This window comes from Ruegeria sp. AE4, from assembly GCF_056542185.1.
In genome coordinates this window covers 74,557-95,369 of sequence record NZ_JBQFZK010000015.1, presented here as the reverse complement: position 1 = coordinate 95,369, position 20,813 = coordinate 74,557, and the positions used below count along the sequence as shown (strand labels likewise).

The window sequence follows — 20,813 nt, the reverse complement described above, 5'->3', positions numbered from 1 at the left end:
ATGATTGCCTACATCACAATAGGTGCCGATGACATGAAGAGCGCTGAACGCTTCTACTCCGCGTTTCTGCCAGATCTCGGATATCAGCTGGAACACTATCACGGTGACCTGAGCTATGCGCTTCCTACAAAGCCGGGGCAGGCGCCAAACCTCCCTGAGTTCTATGTCAAATCTCCTTTTGACGGGAAGCCCGCATCAACAGGAAATGGCACGATGGTCGCGTTCGAGGCGCGCAGCCAACAACAGGTTCGTGATCTTCATGCCGCTGCACTTGAGGCGGGTGGAAGAGACGATGGAGCGCCGGGCTTCAGAGAGGCCTACGGACCGAACTTTTTTGTCGGCTACCTGCGCGATCCTCAAGGCAACAAGATCGCGTTATTCTCCAGCGATCAGAGCGAACCAAGAAGAGACGGATGAAGGAAACTGTCTGGTTGGGCGGGCAATACAACGATGGCCTTGGCCTCGGTCGCATCATTTGCTATCTACTTTGCACGGTCGGCAGAAACCGAGGCGTCGCTGCTCCTCCGGGAGAGCTAAACCTGCCAAACAGATCGAACGGCAAAGCATTCACTAACACAGTTGAGAGCGCCGCTTCGTTAAGCCAGCGACCGACGATCCAGCAATGGCGCTTGATGTGGAAGCCCCATGCCTAAAATCTCTCTGCCGTTACACGCGGACGACTTGACCGTGTTTGTGCGATCCCTCGCCAAGCAACTCGGTGACGCAAGCCCGCCGCACCTCGTGCTCATGAATATGGCTGCGCGTGCCGCAGGTTTTCAAAACGTCCAACACATGCGCTCGGTCCATGCCGCTGGTCAAAGGCTTGCGCGCGCAACCAACGGGCAAACTGTTGATGCGAGAACCGTAGAGCGCGCCTTGTATCAATTCGATGCCAATGGTCGTCTCCTTCGCTGGCCGTCCAGACGCAACGTGCAAACGCTTGCTCTTTGGGCGCTCTGGGCAAGACTTCCGCCGGCACAGTCGATGATGGAGCAGGAAGTCAACGAGCGTCTGATTCTCGAACACGCGTTCGAAGATCCAGCAACCCTGCGGCGCACAATGATTTCTGCCGGGCTTCTGACGCGTCAAAACGATGGTACCGACTACCGACGCGTCGAACAGGAGCCGCCAGTCGAGGCGAAAGCTCTCATTCAAGCACTGAACATGCGGCGCCGAAACCGTATGCCAAAAGCAGAGGAGGTCGGCCATGCATAGAGGATCTTGCCTTTGTGGCGCCGTAAAGATCGTCGTCGAAAGTGACCTGCCACGCCCCACCGCGTGCCACTGCCAGCAATGTCGCAAGCATTCCGGTCATTTTGAGGCCTCCATAGATATTCCCCGTACAGCACTTCGGATCGAAGGCGAGGATGTAGTGCGCTGGTACCAGTCTTCTGAAAAGGCGCGACGGGGCTTTTGCGGCACCTGTGGATCAACACTGTTCTGGGATCCGATCCACCATGACTGGACGGCTGTCGCCATGGGCGTATTCGATGGTCCAACGCATACGTCCCTCGCGATGCATATCTTCGTGTCCGAGAAAGGGGACTATTACGAGATCGCAGACGGACTCCCTCAAAACGAACGTTAGCGCGAAGCAGAATTGGTTTTCGGAAACAGAGATGAGACAAAAGTTGATTTTGCTGACAGGCTGTTCTGGTGGCGGGAAGTCAACGTTACTTCAGGCCCTCGGCGAGCGCGGACACGCCACGGTGACAGAGCCCGGTCGACGGATTGTTGCGGATGAATTGGCCCGATCGGGTCACGCTTTGCCGTGGGTCAACATGCACGCATTCGCATTGCGTGCCATTGAGGTTGCAATGAGCGACTTGCACGCAGCGCGTGAGTTAGAAGGTTCTGTCTTTTTTGATCGCGGGTTGGTCGATGCAGCTGTTGCTTTAGCGAGTTCCGGCGGACAGGACTTATCAGAAACACTCGGAAAAACTCGGCAATATGCGAAGCAAGTTTTTGTGGCTCCGCCATGGAAAGAGCTTTTCACGCAGGATGGTGAGCGCAGACACGACTTCTGCGCAGCAGTTCAGGAGTATCACCGTATTTTGTGCGCACTAGATACCCTTGGCTACTTGAGAAGGGAGCTGCCAAGGGTATCAGTGCAACAACGCGTTGAATTCGTTCTGAGCATATGCGGTGCAGCTTAGACCAGTGGTCCGCTTCTAACCCATCAAGCTCTCGACTTTGCACCCGCAGCGAACGGCGGCAGTACGGGCTGCGACCGCAGCATCGGAGGCGGGCAACGAATGTCTCTTATGGGCCGCCATTGCAGCTCGAGTTATCGGGTCACTTAGCTGCAGTCGGGAGCCGGGGTAGCGCCAAAACAAACCCTTGGTTCTTAAGGCATAGTGCCACGTCGCCAGAGATTAGCAGATGGTCTTATACATATGTCCCCTGTTTGCTACCTTTAGCCATGCTTACCCCTAACCGATATGCGTTTCGCAAGGTGACGTCGGCTGATCTTGCGATGATCTCAGAATGGCAATCGCACCCACATGTTCGCGAATGGTGGGATTCCAATGAGCCAAGCACGAACAACGAACTGGAAGACGCGCGAGTCCGACGATGGATCGTTTCGCTTGCGGAACGCCCGTTTGCATATATCCAGGATTACACTGTTCACGGTTGGGAGGATCACCATTTCTATTCCCTTCCGCCGGGATCTCGGGGCATCGACCAGTTCATTGGTGAGCCAGATATGATCGGGCGCGGGCACGGCCCGGGCTTTATCTCTGAGCATCTTAAACGGGTGTTTTCCGCAGGAGCCCCGGTTGTCGCAACAGATCCGCACCCGGACAATGCGCGTGCGATCGCGGCCTATCACAAGGCGGGATTCTCTGCCTTTGGTGAAGCGCGGCAAACGCCCTGGGGGCCGATCCTGCCGATGAAGGTCAGCCGTTAAAAAATCTGGCTACGGCAGCCTATACGTCTGGCGCAAGCACTTCGAACCTTAGACGACTCCGTGTTCCGAGACTTGCAGGGGATGCGCTTCCGCCCAGTCAGCAAGAAAGGCGGACATCTCGGGAACGGTTGCAAATTGCGAGGCCTTTCGCGGAAGCGCCACACCGGTCTCCAGCGCCAGACGCGCGCATTCGATGTGATGGCGATGCGCCCTTTGTGGGCAGTTTTCTGACCCGTGAACAATCGTTGACAGCAGTGTCCCTCCGTAGGCATTTGTGTGGTTCAGGTCCGGGTTTTGGTTCAGGAAATACGACATGACGTCGGGCATTCCTTCCCAACCGGCAAGGTGCAGGGGCGGCATTCCCATTTCGTCCGGCAGATTTGGGTCAAAGCCAATTTCGACCAGTCGATGCATGTGAGGCAGGGTTCCTTCACGCCAGACGAGGCGGCAAAGAAGAAACCTCATCTCTTGCGACAGGGCACTCATGTCGATCTGGTCGTCGTCCTTTGACGCTGCGTCCGCTGCCCGTGCGAGTTGCTCTTCGGTCAACGTCAACTGCGTGGATGCACCTGCGCGCTCCAGAACTGACGCGACATCCGTGTTTCCGAAGATGCGGGCAAAGGCATAGGGAGAATGGCCGCGGCTAACAGCACTTGGGTTCGCGCCGTGCTCCAACAAAAGCCGAGCGATTTCGCCCGAAGCCAAACGCCGGGCTGCCTGATGCAAGGCGGGGATCACCAAGGAAGGTTCACCCGACGGACGAGGATTGATGCCTTCATTGGGATCAGCGCCGTGTTCCAGCAACAGCCGGACTGCATCGGTGCTGTTGAAGTCAATCGCCCTCGGCAACGCATTTGTTCCTTTCGGATTTGCCCCATGTTCCAACAACAAACGAAGACTTTTGGTATGGCCCAGTTCAGTGGAATGGTGGAGGGATTCATTGTCGTCGGGATTTGCCCCATGCTCCAACAGCCACCTGGCCAAAGGTATGTTGTCTGCATGACTGATGGCGCCATAGAGAGCGGACAAGCGTTGGTCTGTCTCGGAGTCGAATGCAAAACTGTCATTTACGTCAGCGCCGTGTTCGACAAGCAATTCCGCCATGGCGAGCATCTCGGGTTCTTTCTCAGGCGCTGTCTTGATGTATTGCGAAAACGCCAGGTGGCACATTGGTCGCCGCGGAGGGTATTCGCGCGACGCGGCATTCGCATCTTGCGCCAGGATCTTGTGCATCGCTGCTACGTCATACAGCGCGACGAGAAGAGGTACCTGACCGTCTGCGAGGTCTGGTTCATCCGCGAGCAGATGTACGACTGTCTCGTGTGAACCATTGTAAAGCGCCCAACGCAGCCGCCCCTGTTTCTGCGCGCGATCCATACCTTGCGTTTCAACGGCAAGTTTCAATGCTGGCCACGAAGCGTATCCAGTCTCGCGCGCTATGACATGCAGACAATCCGCGTGTTTGTAGGCCCCGATTGCGGGGGTTGCGACAATGCCGTGGACACGCAACATGGCGCCTTTGTCGCCTTCTGTCAGAGCCTTGCCTAAAGCCTTGGCATCACGGCGCAGTTGATCGAGTGATTTGGTCATCGGTCTTCCCTCCACTGCCCGTCGGTCCGCTAATCCGGGCTGAGAAACCGATGTGGTTTTCACACATTCTGTGCGAGGTGCCGATGACAGCTTTCCGCGGACCAGGGGGCCGCCTCGGAACGGCCTCAGGTCAACGTAGCGTTTGCCAATATGTCCCGCAAGCCGGTTGCGGATCAAAGGCCAACTTGAGCGATTTCTGTTCGCATCAAGTGGCCGTCGGATGGTCTGCGATCGCGGCTTTTCGGTTGGCTACATGCTACCTGCTTTGTGTCAGGCAATTCATCGATTTTGAGCAACAAACAATGTAAACTGTAAGCTCTAGCTGCCAACCCAACTGCACGTGGGAGGATCGAATGAACGATAGGAGCAGCCCAACTGAGGGAATGATTGACTATGCAGGGAATTCCCTCCCGCAGAAGCACTCAATTCAATCTCGCGCAGACGATGTTCGGGAAATGGCCGACAAGGTTCTGGCCTCATCAGACGAAATACACATCGCTGACTATGGCTGTGGCACAGGATCTAACGCGATCTTGTCGGTCAAGCCTGCTGTAAAGTCTTTTGCTGACCGCTACCCAAGTCGCTCCATCTTTGTTCACCATGTCGATCAGGCGGAAAACGATTGGAATACCCTATTCGATTTTGCTGCTGGCCAAGACGGTTACACCAATCTCTCTTCCAGTATTCGCCCTGTTGCAAGCGTAGGTAGCTTTTTCTCAATGGCTGCACCGACCGCTACCATTGACGTCGGGACTTCGTTTGGGGCGAGCCATTGGCTCAGCACACAGCCCCTGGTCTCTTCAAAGGGCACGCTGTGGTTCGCAGATTTGCAGGGAGAAGCTCGCCTGGAGCTCAAAAGACAAGCGCAACGAGACTGGGAAAGTTTCCTAACTTTCCGACATAGTGAATTGCGAAGTGGCGGCAGGCTTATGGTCTCAACACTGGGCTCCATCCCGGATGCGAGCGAGGTTAATGGCGTTTGTAGTTCTGGCCGGCACACCTATCGCGCGATGTACGACGTTGCCGAAACGATGGTGAAAGACGGGTTAATATCTGAGCACGCGCTGCGGGACTTCGTAATGCCAATCTGGTTTATGTCCAGGGAAGAGGCACTAGAGCCATTTCAACGTAACAAGGAATTGGCAGATGGATATTTGATCGAAAGAGCTGAGGTAGCTCCGGCTCAGCAAAAACCGGATGATATCTTTGCAGATCAGATCAATGCGCCCCAAGAGTACGCAGCAAGCTATAAAGGCTTTGTTCGCTCCTTCACCGAGTCCACGTTCAGGCAATCCTTGTTACGCAGTGACACTGAGCAGAAGACCGAACCTCTTCTGGATCAGTTTTATGATCGCTTTGAAGCGACCATCAAGGAAGGAGGGGGAAAATACGCCTTTGAAATCTGGTTGTTGACGATCGAGCTTAGAAAACAATGAGCGAACATCTATGCTGGCTTGTTTCAATCCTACGCTTTCGCAAGGCTTGTCGAAATAGTTCGCCAGCCCTTTTTTGTTCTACATAGGAGTGTCAAAATGCGTTTTCTTGCCGCCATGCTTATTCTCACCTATGCCCTTCCTGTTTCAGCTGACAGCGCTCTAGAATGCGGTCAATTTACTGTCTACTTAGAAGACCTGAAGATCACGTCTGGTGGCGACAAAATCGGGGATGTTGCAGTTGGGCACGTCACGGTTTTCGGTGAAGATGGTCAGGTTGTTGGTATGCAGAATGTCACGACGCTGATAGCGCCTGGCGCAAGTGAGGGCAAAACCCAGCTTATCGTTAACGCCTACCTAACAATCGACGGCAACCAGCTAATCTATTCTGGCTCGTACCCAGCCCCGAGCAGTCCCGACACCGTGCCCCACTTCGAAACCCAATTGGCAGTTGTCGGTGGCACTGGCGTGTTCAAAGGCGCAAGTGGTCAGGTGAAGTTCTTCAAAAAAGACAACAAGCGCGCTGCTGAGTTTGATGTCAAGTGCACCGGTTAGCCAAAGTCTTCAAGTACCGAGGGTGGATAGAAGTAAAGCAAGTTAATGGCTACTATTGGCCTAGATGAAAACAGGCAGCGACTCTGTCTGCGTTCTTTGCGTTCCGCGCTAGTTAGCATCTAGCACCTGCAGCGAAACTCTCCTCTAATTGACCGCATCGCATTGATGGAAAGCCTCGATCAATGTCCGGTTTGACCGCAATGGCGGGTTTTGATCCCGTATCTCTCCTATCACGCCTGACGCCCAAGATGTCGCAGCCCTAAGATCTGGCAAGTCATATCACTCCGTCGCGAAGTGGCTCGCGGCTAAGTTTTCCCAATCGAATACCCCCAAAAATTCAGGGCCGTGTCAGCGCCCAGAACCGCAAGGGCAGGGCGATAGCTGCTGCCACCAGACCCAGAGTATAGCCGATCCAGACGCCGACGGCTCCGAGATCAAAGAGGAAACCCAGTGCATAGCTGGCCGGCAAGGCAAGCGGCCAATAGGCTGTCAGGGTAATTATCGTCGGCAGGTTCATGTCCGACATTCCCCTCAGCGCACCCAAAGCAGTGCCCTGAACGCCGTCCGCAACCTGCAGCAGTGCCACGATAAAAAACAACGTGACCGCGAGGTCAACGACGGCCGGGTCATCCGACATGCTTTCCGCCATCATCCGACCAGCGGTAATGAAGACGATGGCGGCAACTGCCTGCCATAGCGTGACCATCACAAAGGACGCCTTCAGGATCGGTCTGAGCCTTTCTCGACTCCCTGCGCCGACTGCAAGACCCACACGGATCGAGGCAGCACCCGCCATGCCAAGCGGGATCATATAGGCCAGCCCCGCAAGCGCGTTGACGATTTGATGGGCGGCCAGCGCCTCGGCCCCCAACCAACCCATCATCAGGCCCACCACGGCGTAGGCTCCGCCCTCACCTGCATAGCCAAGACAGAGCGGCAGGGCGTCTTTGGCCTGTGACCAGACATCCGCCCATGCAACAGTCACCCGTTGGCGAAAGGCGGCCAGCCCTGGCGCGCGTATCAAAACGTAAATCCCGGCTAACAGCGACGTACATTGCGACAGTATGCTGGCCAGGCCAGCGCCCAGAATTCCAAGATCAAGGATGTGAATGAAGGCATAGTTTGCGGGTACGTTGAACAGGACACCCAGATAAGACAGCGCCACGGCCGTCCAGGGCCGCCCAACGGCGTCGAACAGAGCCTTCAGGCCGAAAAACAGCGTGAAAGGCACGATCCAGATCGCCATCGACATCCAGTACGGCAGAAGGATCGCCAGAACCTCCCTCGGTTGACCCAAAGGCCCCAGCAACGGATAGAGCGCCATCATCACCAACGCCGCGCCGCCGCCGCCCAGAAGGCACAGCAACAGCCCGCTGCGCAACGAAAGCGCAACCCGCGCGGCATCGCGTGCGCCTTCGGCCTGGCTGATCTGCACGGAAATAGCCGTGATCACGCCCCAAAGGGCGGAGATCAGGATGATCAGAACGGCTGTGGTCACACCGGCCGCCGCCAGCGGGATTGTTCCAAGCGGAGAAATCATGGCCGTATCTACGACGCCGATCAATAGCGCTGCGGCCAGCCCGACCATCAGCGGCACGGCCAGCCGGATCAACGGCGTGAATTCGGCGCGGGTGGGCGCCTGCGAAATCAGGATTTGGTCTGTCATGGGTCACCTGCCGGAAAAGATCCGGCGAAAAAGTCGCGGTCAGGAGCTTTAAGCTCAGAATGAAGAGGGGCTGCTCAGCCCTGCGACGGGAACACCATGAAACTGGTCCTTTTGGGGGACAAGATAACAGGTAAGGTTCTAGGGGAAGAATTGTTCGGCGTCCAGATCGCTTTTGCAGGCTGTTTGTCGAACTCTGCCAAGGTCAGGAATGAGCAAGGTTCACCGGGACGTGATAAGGCTCTTGCAAAACCATGATTTAATTGGCAGCCAATTGGGCAAGGTCATGCAGAATTTTGGCACTTTGGTCGTCGGCCGGAAAAAACAGCTCAATCTTCAAATCGTCCAGCGTGACGTCCGTGACTGTGCTGAATTGCGCAATCGTTCCAAATAGGGAAAGCCGCTGACCCCCAAAGCGGTAGATCGTAGAAATTGTCGGCCCGATCGCCGCGTCACTGCGGGCGTGCCCCTGTTGCGACAACGCGCGCGCCGCGGCATCCAGTGCGGGTACGCCGCCCGCGTTGGCGCTTTCAGCGCGCAGGCGCAACATCGTGTGATGCGCAACCTCGGGCCAGTTTTCAACAAGCTCAGGCATCAGCGGACTGGTCAGCAGGTCCAGCAGGCTTTGCCCTTCGCCGATCCCCAGTGGCTTGAAAAGCCTTTGTGCTCCGCTGTTGAGCATCACAACATTCCAGAGCCGGTCCAGTACCATTCCTGGGTAAGGGGCATGCTGCTGAAGTGTCCATTCGACCGCATCCCGGATTGGCGACATCGCCGCGTCATCAATCGGTGTTGCCTCAAAACGCGGCGCGAACCCTTCGGCGCGCATCATCTGATTTCGGGTTTCGACCGGAAGGTTCATGACCTCAGATAAATGAAGGATCATGTCCGGGCTGGGCCGGGACCGCCCGGTTTCTAGAAAGGAGATATGGCGCGCGCTGACTTCAGCTTCGACCGCGAGGTCTAGCTGGCTCATCCTCCGTCGCTTTCGCCACTCTTTCAGCATGCCGGGATAGGGTGTCATGACCTGAGTTTAGCAAGGGTCCGGACAGAATTCACTTACCTTTGAGGTAATTGATTTGCGTCCCCTGCAAGCTGCATGAAGGGCGCATATCGAAAGGAGAAACTCATGACCCAACAACAGTCAGCAATGCGAATATCAGGCGGTGTGCTTGTTGCAACCGGGGCGCTTTTTGCGCTGGCCGCGTTTCAGTTTCTTCATCCCGTTGCGCATATCTTTCTGCAAATCGCGTATTGGCCAATGCACGCCGTTCCCGCGGAGCTGATGGTTCCGTCGCCTTTATTGCTGGTGATCACCGGTGGCCTGACGGTTGGCTTGGGGGGAATGCAGTGGGCGCTGGGAACCTATGTTGCTCCGGTATCGGCGACAGCCGCGACCAAGACCGCTCAGATTGCGGCATGGTCCTGGTTTTGCGCCGACAGTTTAGGCTCTATTCTAGTAGGTGCGCCCTTCAACGTCGTACTAAACCTGTCCTTTCTGGTCCTGATCCTGTTGTCTTGCCGCCCCGGCACGGCAAACAAACCCGCAACATCCTGACGTGAAGTGGAATTTACTGGGTTAAAAGATGGACTGGCTACTCTAGAAAACCTTCAATGGTCGAGACGACTTCAACGTCAGTTTTTGCATCGGACATGCTGGTGTTCTCAAGGGCGCTGCTGTTTTCGCACTTGGCTTGAGCTGGTCGAATATGGGCAGGATTTCCTCTTCCAGTTTGCCCGGCTTTTCTTCGGACCAGCCGACCTTGGTCTTTGCAGGTTGCAGGATGCGTGCGAAACGATTTCTCCGGCGGCCTTGAAAAATTGTCTATAGGAACTGCAAACCGCAGGGTCCGTTTATCGCGCGGAAGGAGGATAGGCATCCCTCCGGGCACGGATCGATTGATAAAAGCAAGGGCAGCTTAATGCCCTTGCTTGGACGGCTCCTTAAAAAGGGAACCGATAATGCGAAGGAGGTGGGTGTTCAGCCTCCGGTGGAAGACCAACGTCCTTCCTTAGATGAGCCGGCAACTCGGCTCTCTTTCGTCGAATAGGCCGTTCCACACTGGGTCGCCGGTCGAAGATAGCCGCTAGCCGCAGTAAGAGGCCGCGCGACCAGCCAATTGGTATGTGAAGTGATAAGCTTGGCATTGTTCTCTCCATGAAATGATGGAAAGCCGCCACATGAGGAAAACACAAAAAAGGCCGCTCACGAGGCGGCCTTCAGATCGGAAATCTGTCAGACCGCTTTAACGGGCTACTGCGCCTACCGCGCGAAGTATTGAGGTCTGACAATTCAGCATATCTGATATCTCCTGTATCAGGGTTTCCGGTTCGTCTTGTTACCAGACGAATGGTCTCAGTTCAACAAACCACACATGTATTGGTCGAATTCCGCCGGATAGCCAGCTCACACCCGTTGGGAAGAAACCAATGTATTGTTCTATTCGCAACCAGTGGCGACGGCGGCGGCACTTGTAATTTCTCAAACTCTGCGTTCGCATCGAACGGCAGCTTTGTGGACTTGCAATCGCAGAATCTCGATTGTCGATCGAATGTCGGCTCTGGGCCGGGAATTTGTCCGTTTCGTCAATTTGCGGAATTGGCGACATAAGAAGAGGGTTCGGTACCAACTCTTCGTTCAGTAAGAAACTCTGCAACAGATCCGTGCAGCAAGCATGTCCTTCCATGCGAAGTAAGACGCTTTCGGAGTTCGCTTCATTGAACTGAAATCTACATCAACCAGGCCAAAGCGTTTTTCATACCCCAAGGCCCATTCGTAATTGTCCAATAGGGACCAGACAAAGTACCCCTTAACCGGAACCCCTTCGCCCAAGGCGACCTGGACTGCCGACAAGTGTTGATCCAGATAGTCGATACGGTCATCGTCTTGTTGACGCTCGGGGCTGGCCATACCGTTTTCGGTCACGAAGATCGGCAGGTCGCCGGTGTATTCACGTGCTGCTCGGATCAGGAACCTGCTCAGCGCGGTGGGGTCGATTTCCCAACCCATTTGGGTCTTCGGCAGAGGGCCGGGAACCTCAGCGAGACTTGGCCACGCTGTTTCTGCGGGCGCGATAAGTTTACGGGTGTAGTAGTTCAGTCCGCACCAGTCTACGGGTGCTCCGATGCTATCGAAATCATCTTGCCAGCCCGACGGAAGGTGGGGCTCCAGCCCCTCCAGAACATTCTCGGGATAGGCCTTGTTGAACACGCCGCCCAGAAAGAACCGGTTGTATATTCCGTCATACAGAGCGGCGGCCTGTTGTGCCTCGGCGCTGTCATCGGCGGGTTCGGCCCATTCCAGATTGAATACGCCGCCCAGGTTAGACATGCCCAACCCACGCATCGTCTGAATGGCCTGACCATGGGCCAGCAGAACGTGATGCATAGCGCGCGCCGTGGCTCGAATATCGCGCAGCCCGGGAGCGTGGTGCCCTTCGAAATGGCTCAACCAACTGACACACCACGGTTCATTGATGGGGGCGACGCTGTACATGCGGTCGCCAATCCGTCCCATGATGACCTCAGTGAAATCGGAAAACCAACCGGCAATATCCCGGTTGCGCCAACCGCCCAAGTCGGCCAGGGGCGACGGCAGTTCCCAGTGATACAGTGTCGCGCACGGACGGATGCCACGCTCCAAAAGCGCGTCGGTCAGGCGATCATAAAAATCCAATCCCGCCTGATTAACAGGTCCGCGCCCCTCGGGCATCACACGCGCCCAGCTGGTTGAGAAGCGATAGCAATCGAATCCCGCGTCGCGCACAAGATCAAGATCCTGTTCAAACCGGTTCAGGTGATCACAGGCCAGATCGCCGTTTTCTCCCCGCACTACATTTCCGGGTGTCGCTGCAAACGTATCCCAATGTGTCGAACCGGCGCCGCCTTGGGCATGGCCTTCGATCTGGTAAGCAGAGGTGGCGACTCCGAAATGGAAGTCATTGGGGAAATCGCTGCGCGTATGTTTCATTGTCAGATCCTGTTGGGTGCTGGGCCGGTTGATTTGCCAACAACCAGTTCCGCCTCAAGCAATCTGGTCTTGACCGGATCGTCAGGCGATTTGATCCTCTCAATCAACATCTCGGCGGCCAGCTCTCCTGCATGCCGTACTGAGGACCGCGTTGCTGTAAAGATGGGCACATCCTGTCCGTTTTTGAGATAAGAAAGGTCATCATCATGCGCGATGACCGAGACATCCCGGCCAATTCGCAGCCCTGCCTCGTCCAGCGCCCGCCTCACACCAATCGCTGAAATCATCGAGGATGCCAGAATGGCGGTTGGTGGATCGTCCAGTTGCAGCATATCGCGGGTTTCATGATGGCCGTAGACCTCGGTCATTTCGGCGCTGCGCATTAATTGTGGGTCCGGGATCAAGTCCGCCTGTTCCAGCGCTTGTAGGTATCCGGCACGACGGCGCTGTGCGAAATCCATATCCTCAAGCCCGTTAATCAGGGCAATCCGGCGGTGACCCAAGTCGATCAGGAACTGTGTTGCGCGCCGAAAGGAGCTTTTGTTGTTCACATCGATCCAGTCATACTCTGCATCTATCCCGGTCGAACGACCGTGTACGATAAATGGTACCGCCATCCGGTTTAGCAGATCGATGCGACGCTCGTTGACCTTGGGGCCTTGCAAAACGACGCCATCCACGGCTCCGCGCTGAAACAAGCTGCGATAGGCCCCTTCGATCGAAGTGTCATCCGCGGTGGTGAACATCATGTCGTAGCCGTTCGCAGAGTATGTCCGCGCAGCGCCGGCGACAAAGTCGCCGAAGATCGGGTTCACCATCTCGTGCTGGGACGAACTGGGGATGACGTGCCCGATCACCATGGACTTGCCAGTCGCCAGACCTTTGGCGCGGCTGTTTGGCCGATAGCCATGCTTGTCTGCAGCGGCCTGCACGCGCACACGAGTCGCCTCGTTCACCTCTGGATAGCCGTTCAGCGCGCGACTGACCGTTGTCTGCGAAAGACCGAGAATCTCAGAGAGCTGCTTCAGGTTCATTGTGTTCAAAGCGCCTTCAAATGGATGCTCACTTGTTTTGTTGTGGTTTTTTGCTTCCGTCAACCCGTTTTGGCAATGAGGTCAAAATCGGCAATAATTGAGGGGTAGAAAACGATATGTTGACAGAATCTGATTGCCAGCAGATAAAGTGCAACATCCAAAGCGCTTTGAAAATCTTGCAATGCGCAGATATTACTGGGAGGAGATTTCATGAAACACGCGCTTTATGCAGGTGTGGCCACATTCGCCCTGATGGCGGGAACGGCTCAGGCTGATAAGGTTACCGTGTTCGGGCCATGGCTGGGCCCGGACCAGGAAAACGTCGAAGCGGTTCTGGATGGCTTTGCAGCCGCGACAGGCCACGACTACGCGTATGTTGGTTCAGATAGTTTCGAGCAGCAGATCAGGATTGATGCAGAGGCAGGCTCGGCGCCGAGTATAGCCGTTTTCCCGCAGCCTGGTCTGGCGGCGGATATGGCCAAGTCGGGTTTTCTGACACCGTTGGGCGATGGCACCGCTGATTGGGTTCGTGACAATTACGCAGCCGGACAATCTTGGGTAGATCTGGGCACTTTTCCGGGGCCCGAAGGGCAGGATCACCTTTATGGGCTTTTTTACAAGGTAGATGTGAAATCCCTTGTTTGGTACGTGCCTGAGAATTTCGAGGATGCCGGTTACGAAGTTCCGACCACGATGGAGGAACTGAAGGCTTTGACCGATCAGATCGTCGCAGACGGAGAGACGCCGTGGTGCATCGGTTTGGGTTCAGGTGGTGCGACCGGTTGGCCAGCGACCGATTGGGTCGAAGACATGATGCTGCGCACTCAATCGCCCGAGGACTATGACGCCTGGGTGTCCAATGAAATGAAGTTCAATGACCCGAAAGTGGTCGCTGCCATCGAAGAGTTCGGCGCGTTTGCACGCAATGATGACTATGTTGCGGGCGGGGCAGGTACGGTCGCAACGACCGATTTCCGTGACAGTCCAAAGGGCATGTTCAGTTCGCCACCACAATGTTACATGCACCGTCAGGCGTCGTTCATCCCGGCATTCTTTCCTGAAGGCACGGTTGTCGGTGAAGATGCTGATTTCTTCTACTTCCCCGCATATGAAAGCAAGGATCTGGGTAGCCCGGTTCTTGGCGCCGGCACGCTATGGGCAATCACCAATGACAGCCCGGCTGCACATGATCTGATCGCCTATCTGCAGACCCCCGAAGCACATGAGACATGGATGGCCCTGACCGGCTTCCTGACGCCGCACAAAGGCGTTGATACCTCCGTGTTCTCAGATACGACGCTCAAGAAGATGAACGACATTCTTCTGGGCGCGACCACCTTCCGGTTTGATGGTTCGGACCTGATGCCGGGCGGCGTAGGGGCCGGCACATTTTGGACCGGTATGGTTGACTATGCTGGTGGAAAGCCCGCTCAGGAAGTTGCTGACGAGATCCAATCTTCCTGGGATTCGCTGGACTAAGCGCGTTAAAACCCGGGCGGTCTGCGCGTCAGGCCACCCCTTTTCCCCTTCGCAACGGAGAGCATGATGCATCCGGCAATTCAGGGCCTGCTGACCATCGCCATAGGCGTATCGGGCTGTGTGGGCTATTTCTTTCTGTCCAACCAGTTTCTGGACAAGGTTCTGTTCCCTGCGCGCGGGCCGAATGCCGGCCGCAACATCAACCGCGCGAATATGATCCGGCCTTGGCTGTTTTTGCTTCCGGCGCTTGTAGCGATTGGCCTATATCTGGCCTATCCGGTAGTTGAGACGTTGCGCCTGTCGCTCACGGATCGCATCGCCGGTGGTGGGTATAAGTGGGTTGGTCTCGATAACTACGTCCAGATGGTGGCAGAACCGAAATTCTGGGAAGCCATGCGCAACAATTTGTTCTGGCTGATCGTGGTCCCTGCAATGTCGACTGCATTTGGTCTGTTGGCAGCTCAGCTAACTGATCGGATCCGCTGGGGTAACATCGCAAAAGCCCTGATTTTCATGCCGATGGCGATCTCTTTCGTCGGGGCTTCGGTCATTTGGAAACTGATCTACGATGCGCGTCCGGCCGAGCAAGACCAGATCGGGATTCTGAATGCGCTTTATCTGTTCTTTGGTGGGGCCGAGCCGCAAACCTGGCTAACCATTCCGTTCTGGAACAATTTCTTCCTCATGGGGATCCTGATCTGGATTCAGACAGGCTTTGCCATGGTGATACTGTCCGCCGCTTTGCGCGGCATCCCCGAAGAAACCGTCGAGGCGGCGGTTTTGGATGGGGCCAATCCCTTCCAGATATTCTTTAAAATCAAGGTGCCTCAAATCTGGAACACAATTCTGGTTGTTTGGACAACCATCACCATTCTGGTCCTGAAGGTCTTCGACATCGTTTTCGCGATGACCAATGGCCAGTGGGAGACACAGGTTCTGGCCAACTACATGTACGACAAGATGTTCCGCGCCAATGATTGGGGCGTGGGTTCGGCATCGGCCATGGTGATCATGTTGCTGGTGACGCCGATCTTGGTCTGGAACATCCGCAACGCACGCCGGGAAATGGAGTAGGGGATGAGCGATATTGCAGGAACCAAACCCGCCCTTAGATGGATCGTCCAGGCCTCGGTCCTCTTTCTCGTGGTGCTTTGGGTAATACCGACACTGGGATTGTTGATCTCATCCTTTCGCACGGCTGACCAGATCGCGACCAGTGGCTGGTGGAAATCCCTGTTCCCGTCCGAACAAAACCTGACGCTACGCACGGCCGTGCCCAATACGCAAATTCTGAAAAACGGGACGTATGTGATTGAAGGGAACCTGTTCGACGAAGGGCAGAAAGCTACGATCTCAAAGTGGGGTGTCAGCTCCCGCGCGGTGGATGCGTATGAACCCGGTCAGACAGCGGAATTGCGTCGTGGCGGGACTATCACGGTCGATGCAAACGGGAACTACAAAGCGGAAAATGAAGAGGAGTTTACTGGCAGCCGCGGCCCGCGTGTTTTCGTAAGTGCAGAACTTCCACCCGAGTTCACGTTGGACAATTACCACAAGGTTCTCTTGGCCGAGAACAGCACCGACAGTATGGGTCGGGCGTTCTTTAATACTCTCACAGTGACCATTCCTGCCACGATCATCCCTATCCTGGTTGCGGCGTTCGCCGCTTATGCGTTGGCGTGGATGGAGTTCCCGGGCCGCGCGTTGCTGATCGCAGCTATTGTCGGGCTTTTGGTTGTTCCGCTTCAGCTCGCACTGATCCCTTTGCTGAAATTCCATCTTAATATTGGGATCGGCAAAGGGTATCTGGGTGTCTGGATGGCCCACACTGGCTTTGGAATGCCGCTGGCGATTTACCTTCTTCGCAGCTACATGGCCGGTCTGCCACATGATTTGATCGAGAACGCGCGGGTCGACGGGGCGTCTGAGTTCCAGATCTTTACGAAACTGATCCTTCCACTCAGCTTCCCGGCGCTGGCGTCTTTCGCGATCCTGCAGTTCCTGTGGACCTGGAACGACCTTCTGGTGGCCAAAGTCTTCCTGATTGATGCATCAGGTCAAACCACCGTCATGACCAATCGAATTGTCGAACTGCTGGGTACAAGAGGGGGCAACTGGGAAATCCTCGCCACCGCTGCGTTTGTTTCGATCATTGTTCCACTGATTGTTTTCTTCGCAATGCAAAAATACCTGGTCCGTGGCCTGCTGGCCGGATCCGTCAAATAGAGGCGTCTGATGAACGTGCAGAACACTGTAGAACTTTCCAAATCAACCAAAGCAAAGTCAGAGTGGTGGCGCGGTGGCGTGATCTATCAGATCTATCCGCGCAGCTTTCAGGACAGCAATGGTGATGGGATCGGTGACTTGAAAGGGATCACCCAACGTCTGGATTACATTGCGGATCTGGGGGTCGATGCGATCTGGATCTCGCCCTTCTTCAAATCTCCGATGAAGGATTTCGGCTACGACGTCAGCGATTATCGCGATGTGGATCCTATGTTCGGCTCGTTGGAAGATTTCCGCGAGTTACTCGATCAGGCCCATGACAAGGGTCTGAAAGTGATGATCGATTTGGTGCTGTCACACACATCTGATCAGCACCCTTGGTTCGGTGAGAGCCGCGCCGATTGGGACAACCCGAAATCCGACTGGTATGTTTGGGCCGACCCTAAACCGGACGGCACACCGCCCAATAACTGGTTGTCTATCTTTGGCGGTTCAGCGTGGCAGTGGGAGCCTCGTCGCCTGCAATATTTTCTGCATAACTTTCTGAGTTCGCAGCCAGACCTGAACTTTCACTGTAACGAAGTTCAAAACGCACTGCTGGATGTGGCTCGGTTCTGGCTGGACATGGGCGTGGATGGTTTTCGCCTGGACACGATCAACTTTTATTTCCACGACAAACATTTGCGGGACAATCCGGCCCTTCCGGTCGAAGAACGTAATGCATCAATTGCGCCTGCGGTGAACCCCTATAACCACCAGGATCACCTTTATTCCAAAAGTCAGCCCGAGAATATCGCCTTCCTCGAAAGGTTGCGCGCGCTGACCGACGAATATGAAGGCCGTGCCTGTTTGGGTGAAGTCGGTGATGCACAGCGCGGGCTGGAAATCATTGGTCAGTACACCTCGGGCGATCAACGAATGCATATGTGCTATGCCTTCGAGTTTCTGGAAAAGCGTGCGTTGACCGCGCCTTATGCAAAGCAGGTCTTTGATCAGCTCGAGGAAAAGGCAGGCGACGCATGGCCATGCTGGGCGTTCTCGAACCATGATGTTGAACGTCATGCCTCGCGCTGGGACCTAAACGATGCGGCCATTCGCCAGCACGCGGTTCTGATGATGTGTCTGCGCGGCTCTGCCTGTTTGTATCAGGGAGAGGAACTGGGCTTGCTCGAGGCAGATGTTCCGTTCGAGAAACTGCAAGACCCCTATGGCATCGAGTTCTGGCCCGAGTTCAAGGGTCGCGACGGATGTCGCACGCCAATGGTTTGGGCGACGCAGGACGAACATTCAGGCTTTAGCACCGGTGAGCCGTGGTTGCCTGTTAGTATGGCCCAAACGGAAAGAGCCGTTGACCGGCTCGAGGCGAACGACCAATCGATGCTGCACCATTATCGCCGCGCAATCGCCTTGCGCCGCGTCCACCCAGCACTAACTACGGGTGCGCAGTCCAACATGAAACAGGTTGGACCTGTGCTGACTTTCCAGCGTGAGGATGCGTCTGAAGCGGTGTTTTGTGCTTTCAACCTTGGAACGGAAGCTCAGCGGGTCGACTTGCCCTTGGGTGATTGGCGGGTCATCGGGCGGGAACTCGGCGGTAGCGACGGTGCAGGAAGCGTTACGCTGCACCCCGCACAGTTTTGTCTGATGGCTAAGGTTAAGGGGTAAACCATGTCAGAACTCAAACTTACGGATGTCGCGAAATCCTATGGTCCGGTCGATGTTCTGAAACATATCGATCTGGATATCGCAAAGGGCGAGTTGATCGTCTTTGTCGGTCCATCGGGTTGCGGAAAATCAACCTTGTTGCGAATGATTGCCGGGCTGGAAAAGATCACCGGCGGCACCTTGGAGATCGAAGGGCAGGTCATGAATGATGTGCCGCCCGCCCAAAGGGGCATTGCCATGGTGTTTCAGTCCTATGCGCTCTACCCACATTTGACCGTGCGCGAGAACATGGCATTTGCACTGAAGATCGCCAAGATGCCTGCTGCCGAGATCGATGCCGCCGTTGAACGCGCGGCCCAGACCCTTCAACTGGATCCGCTCTTGGATCGTCTGCCCAAGGCTCTGTCCGGAGGGCAACGCCAGCGCGTCGCTATCGGGCGCGCCATCGTGCGAGACCCCAAGGTCTATTTGTTCGACGAACCGCTTTCGAACCTCGATGCTGCGCTGCGCGTTGCAACCCGGATCGAGATTGCGCGCCTGAAAGAGGCGATGCCCGAAAGCACAATGATCTACGTGACCCACGATCAGGTTGAGGCGATGACGCTGGCCAGCCGGATCGTCGTTCTTGCCAACAAAGGCATCGCGCAGGTTGGTACGCCACTGGAACTGTACGAAACGCCGGATAACGAGTTTGTGGCGCAGTTCATCGGATCGCCCTCTATGAATCTGCTGTCTGGCAATATTTCCAAAACCGGGGATTTGACAGAGGTCACACTTGATGCGGGCGGAAAAGCCGTTTCATCCATTTCGACCACGCCCGAACAAATGGGTTTGCAGGTCAATATCGGCGTACGACCTGAGGATTTCGTTGCCGACGCCGCCGCTGGGTTTCTGGACGGCACTGTCGATTTTGTCGAAGCCCTGGGTGAAGTGACCTTGCTGTATTTTGCCAGCAGGCCGGGGGCTGAGAATATCGTCGCCAAGTTTCCTGGCGTTGAACGAAACCGACGTGGGAAAGCTGTCAAATTGAATGCGGACCCGAGCAAAGTGCATCTGTTTCACAATGGTTTGTCAATGCGGAAATGATGAGGGCTTTGTCGCGAACTTTTGGCCAGGAAGTCTTGGTGTTAATGGCGTTTCGGACTTTGATCGAGGCAGACAGTAACAATTTCATTCAAAGGCGCTCATTTCCCAAGGGACGTGATACTACACGCAGTGTTCTTCGATCTTCGTTACCCAGTGTCCTAGGATCTATTGCAAAGTTTCTTACTGAACGAAGAGTTGGTACCGAACCCTCTGCTTGTGCCGCCAATGCCGCAACTTGGCGAAACGGACAGATTCCGGGCGTAAGCTGACCTTTGCGGATCATGTGCGTCACTTCGCTGCTCACTTTGCCCGCAAGGCAGACGTCGGACAACTCGTCGATCTCGCAGATTAAGCGAATGGCCGGTTCGTTGAAGCTGCACCGCAGCGTGGCCAGAGGCGATGAATGACCAGTTTGGGCCGCCCGCGTAGGCGACCCAACTGCACTAGATTTCAATGGCTTCAGCGATGGCCAAGGCATCCTCGAGTTCGACACCGAGGTATCGGACCGTACTGTCCATCTTCGTGTGGCCCAGAAGGAGCTGAACCGCGCGAAGGTTTCCGGTCTTCTTGTAGATCTGAGTGACCTTGGTTCTACGCATCGAATGCGTGCCATAGGCGCTTGCCTCCAGACCAATCGACGTGACCCAGTCGCGGACGATTCGAGCATACTGACGGGTCGAGATGTGCAGCCGCTCATGGAAGCGGCCCGGCCAAAGGTACTCGGAGCCGATCATCACCTCGTCTTCCATCCACTTCTCGACCGAGGCGCGAGTCCCTTCGGATATCTCAAATCGCACAGGTTTCTGTGTTTTGCTCTGTAAGACCGACGCCCGTTCCTTGATCTGACCTGTCGCCATAACATCAACGACTTTCATCTTCACCAGGTCGCAACCGCGGAGCTTGCTGTCGATCGCCATATTGAACAGTGCCAGATCGCGATGGTTCTCAGCGAGTTCGAGCCTAACCCGGATCGCCCAGACGTGTTTTGGCTTCAGGGGGCGCTTTTGACCAACAATACGTCCTTTGTTCCAGGCGGGACGAAGCGCACGAATGGCAGGTAAGTTTGGTGTTTCCATGACTGATCCTCCGATCCGCCATGCCCTCCCACAACGACAACCCGACGTTGACCGAGGCAACATATCACAGGATGCTGCGCCGCATTCGAGGTCTGGAACGAGCCCATTTTGTCGGATGCTGCGTC

The 20,813-nt window shown here is 55.5% G+C and carries 19 protein-coding genes; 13 read left to right on the top strand and 6 right to left on the bottom strand.

Translation table 11 applies throughout. From position 1 onward, the window contains the following. The 5 genes from ACR0EK_RS16400 (at position 1) to ACR0EK_RS16380 (ending at position 2,911) form a co-directional block, all read left to right on the top strand. Entirely contained in the window at positions 1 to 417 is a 417-nt protein-coding gene (locus ACR0EK_RS16400) for a VOC family protein (RefSeq protein ID WP_480871525.1), read from the top strand. 228 nt (positions 418 to 645) lie between these two features. Next, on the top strand, positions 646 to 1,215 hold the full coding sequence (locus ACR0EK_RS16395; RefSeq protein WP_480810085.1) for a DUF2087 domain-containing protein: 570 nt from the start codon (positions 646 to 648) through the stop codon (positions 1,213 to 1,215). Then, positions 1,208 to 1,588: a GFA family protein gene (locus ACR0EK_RS16390; protein ID WP_480871523.1), complete on the top strand. Its 381-nt coding sequence runs from the start codon at positions 1,208 to 1,210 to the stop codon at positions 1,586 to 1,588. Before ACR0EK_RS16395 ends, ACR0EK_RS16390 begins: the two co-directional genes overlap by 8 nt. A gap of 31 nt (positions 1,589 to 1,619) precedes the next feature. Further along, a complete protein-coding gene (locus ACR0EK_RS16385; protein ID WP_480900604.1) occupies positions 1,620 to 2,156 on the top strand; it encodes an AAA family ATPase in 537 nt (178 codons plus the stop codon). 266 nt (positions 2,157 to 2,422) lie between these two features. Continuing rightward, entirely contained in the window at positions 2,423 to 2,911 is a 489-nt protein-coding gene (locus ACR0EK_RS16380) for a GNAT family N-acetyltransferase (RefSeq protein WP_480900605.1), read from the top strand. Between the two features lie 48 nt (positions 2,912 to 2,959). On the opposite strand, the gene ACR0EK_RS16375 is transcribed toward ACR0EK_RS16380, so the two are convergent. Next, entirely contained in the window at positions 2,960 to 4,501 is a 1,542-nt protein-coding gene (locus ACR0EK_RS16375; RefSeq protein ID WP_480871519.1) for an ankyrin repeat domain-containing protein, read from the bottom strand. 353 nt (positions 4,502 to 4,854) lie between these two features. Between ACR0EK_RS16375 and ACR0EK_RS16370 the strand changes: the two genes are divergently transcribed. Continuing rightward, positions 4,855 to 5,937 (top strand): class I SAM-dependent methyltransferase, encoded by a 1,083-nt coding sequence (locus ACR0EK_RS16370; RefSeq protein ID WP_480900608.1) that lies wholly within the window; start codon positions 4,855 to 4,857, stop codon positions 5,935 to 5,937. A 96-nt stretch (positions 5,938 to 6,033) separates the two neighbouring features. Beyond that, positions 6,034 to 6,489, top strand: a complete 456-nt coding sequence (locus tag ACR0EK_RS16365) for a hypothetical protein (RefSeq protein WP_480871517.1) — start codon at positions 6,034 to 6,036, stop codon at positions 6,487 to 6,489. A 337-nt stretch (positions 6,490 to 6,826) separates the two neighbouring features. On the opposite strand, the gene ACR0EK_RS16360 is transcribed toward ACR0EK_RS16365, so the two are convergent. Both ACR0EK_RS16360 and ACR0EK_RS16355 read right to left on the bottom strand, forming a co-directional pair. Then, positions 6,827 to 8,155 (bottom strand): MATE family efflux transporter, encoded by a 1,329-nt coding sequence (locus ACR0EK_RS16360; RefSeq protein WP_480871516.1) that lies wholly within the window; start codon positions 8,153 to 8,155, stop codon positions 6,827 to 6,829. 256 nt (positions 8,156 to 8,411) lie between these two features. Then, positions 8,412 to 9,158, bottom strand: coding sequence for an MmyB family transcriptional regulator (locus tag ACR0EK_RS16355; protein ID WP_480967950.1), 747 nt, complete (start codon positions 9,156 to 9,158; stop codon positions 8,412 to 8,414). A 123-nt stretch (positions 9,159 to 9,281) separates the two neighbouring features. Here ACR0EK_RS16355 and ACR0EK_RS16350 point away from each other — a divergent pair, with 123 nt between their 5' ends. Continuing rightward, on the top strand, positions 9,282 to 9,710 hold the full coding sequence (locus ACR0EK_RS16350) for a hypothetical protein (protein WP_480871515.1): 429 nt from the start codon (positions 9,282 to 9,284) through the stop codon (positions 9,708 to 9,710). Between the two features lie 1,080 nt (positions 9,711 to 10,790). On the opposite strand, the gene ACR0EK_RS16345 is transcribed toward ACR0EK_RS16350, so the two are convergent. Both ACR0EK_RS16345 and ACR0EK_RS16340 read right to left on the bottom strand, forming a co-directional pair. After that, complete coding sequence (locus ACR0EK_RS16345; RefSeq protein ID WP_480871514.1) at positions 10,791 to 12,122, bottom strand: GH1 family beta-glucosidase; 1,332 nt, start codon at positions 12,120 to 12,122, stop codon at positions 10,791 to 10,793. Positions 12,123 to 12,124: 2 nt separating this feature from the next. After that, positions 12,125 to 13,156, bottom strand: a complete 1,032-nt coding sequence (locus tag ACR0EK_RS16340) for a LacI family DNA-binding transcriptional regulator (RefSeq protein ID WP_480495814.1) — start codon at positions 13,154 to 13,156, stop codon at positions 12,125 to 12,127. A 210-nt stretch (positions 13,157 to 13,366) separates the two neighbouring features. On the opposite strand from ACR0EK_RS16340, the gene ACR0EK_RS16335 reads away from it, so the two are divergent. The 5 genes from ACR0EK_RS16335 (at position 13,367) to ACR0EK_RS16315 (ending at position 19,612) form a co-directional block, all read left to right on the top strand. Next, positions 13,367 to 14,635 carry an ABC transporter substrate-binding protein gene (locus ACR0EK_RS16335; protein ID WP_480871512.1) on the top strand — a complete coding sequence of 423 codons (1,269 nt, stop codon included), beginning with the start codon at positions 13,367 to 13,369 and terminating at the stop codon, positions 14,633 to 14,635. A gap of 66 nt (positions 14,636 to 14,701) precedes the next feature. After that, positions 14,702 to 15,709, top strand: a complete 1,008-nt coding sequence (locus ACR0EK_RS16330) for a carbohydrate ABC transporter permease (protein WP_480495818.1) — start codon at positions 14,702 to 14,704, stop codon at positions 15,707 to 15,709. Positions 15,710 to 15,712: 3 nt separating this feature from the next. Next, entirely contained in the window at positions 15,713 to 16,861 is a 1,149-nt protein-coding gene (locus ACR0EK_RS16325) for a carbohydrate ABC transporter permease (RefSeq protein ID WP_480900614.1), read from the top strand. 9 nt (positions 16,862 to 16,870) lie between these two features. Next, positions 16,871 to 18,526: an alpha-amylase family glycosyl hydrolase gene (locus ACR0EK_RS16320; RefSeq protein WP_480495820.1), complete on the top strand. Its 1,656-nt coding sequence runs from the start codon at positions 16,871 to 16,873 to the stop codon at positions 18,524 to 18,526. A 3-nt stretch (positions 18,527 to 18,529) separates the two neighbouring features. Next, a complete protein-coding gene (locus ACR0EK_RS16315) occupies positions 18,530 to 19,612 on the top strand; it encodes an ABC transporter ATP-binding protein (protein WP_480509102.1) in 1,083 nt (360 codons plus the stop codon). A 443-nt stretch (positions 19,613 to 20,055) separates the two neighbouring features. On the opposite strand, the gene ACR0EK_RS16310 is transcribed toward ACR0EK_RS16315, so the two are convergent. Then, a complete protein-coding gene (locus tag ACR0EK_RS16310; protein WP_480495824.1) occupies positions 20,056 to 20,688 on the bottom strand; it encodes a tyrosine-type recombinase/integrase in 633 nt (210 codons plus the stop codon). Positions 20,689 to 20,813 lie beyond the last annotated feature (125 nt).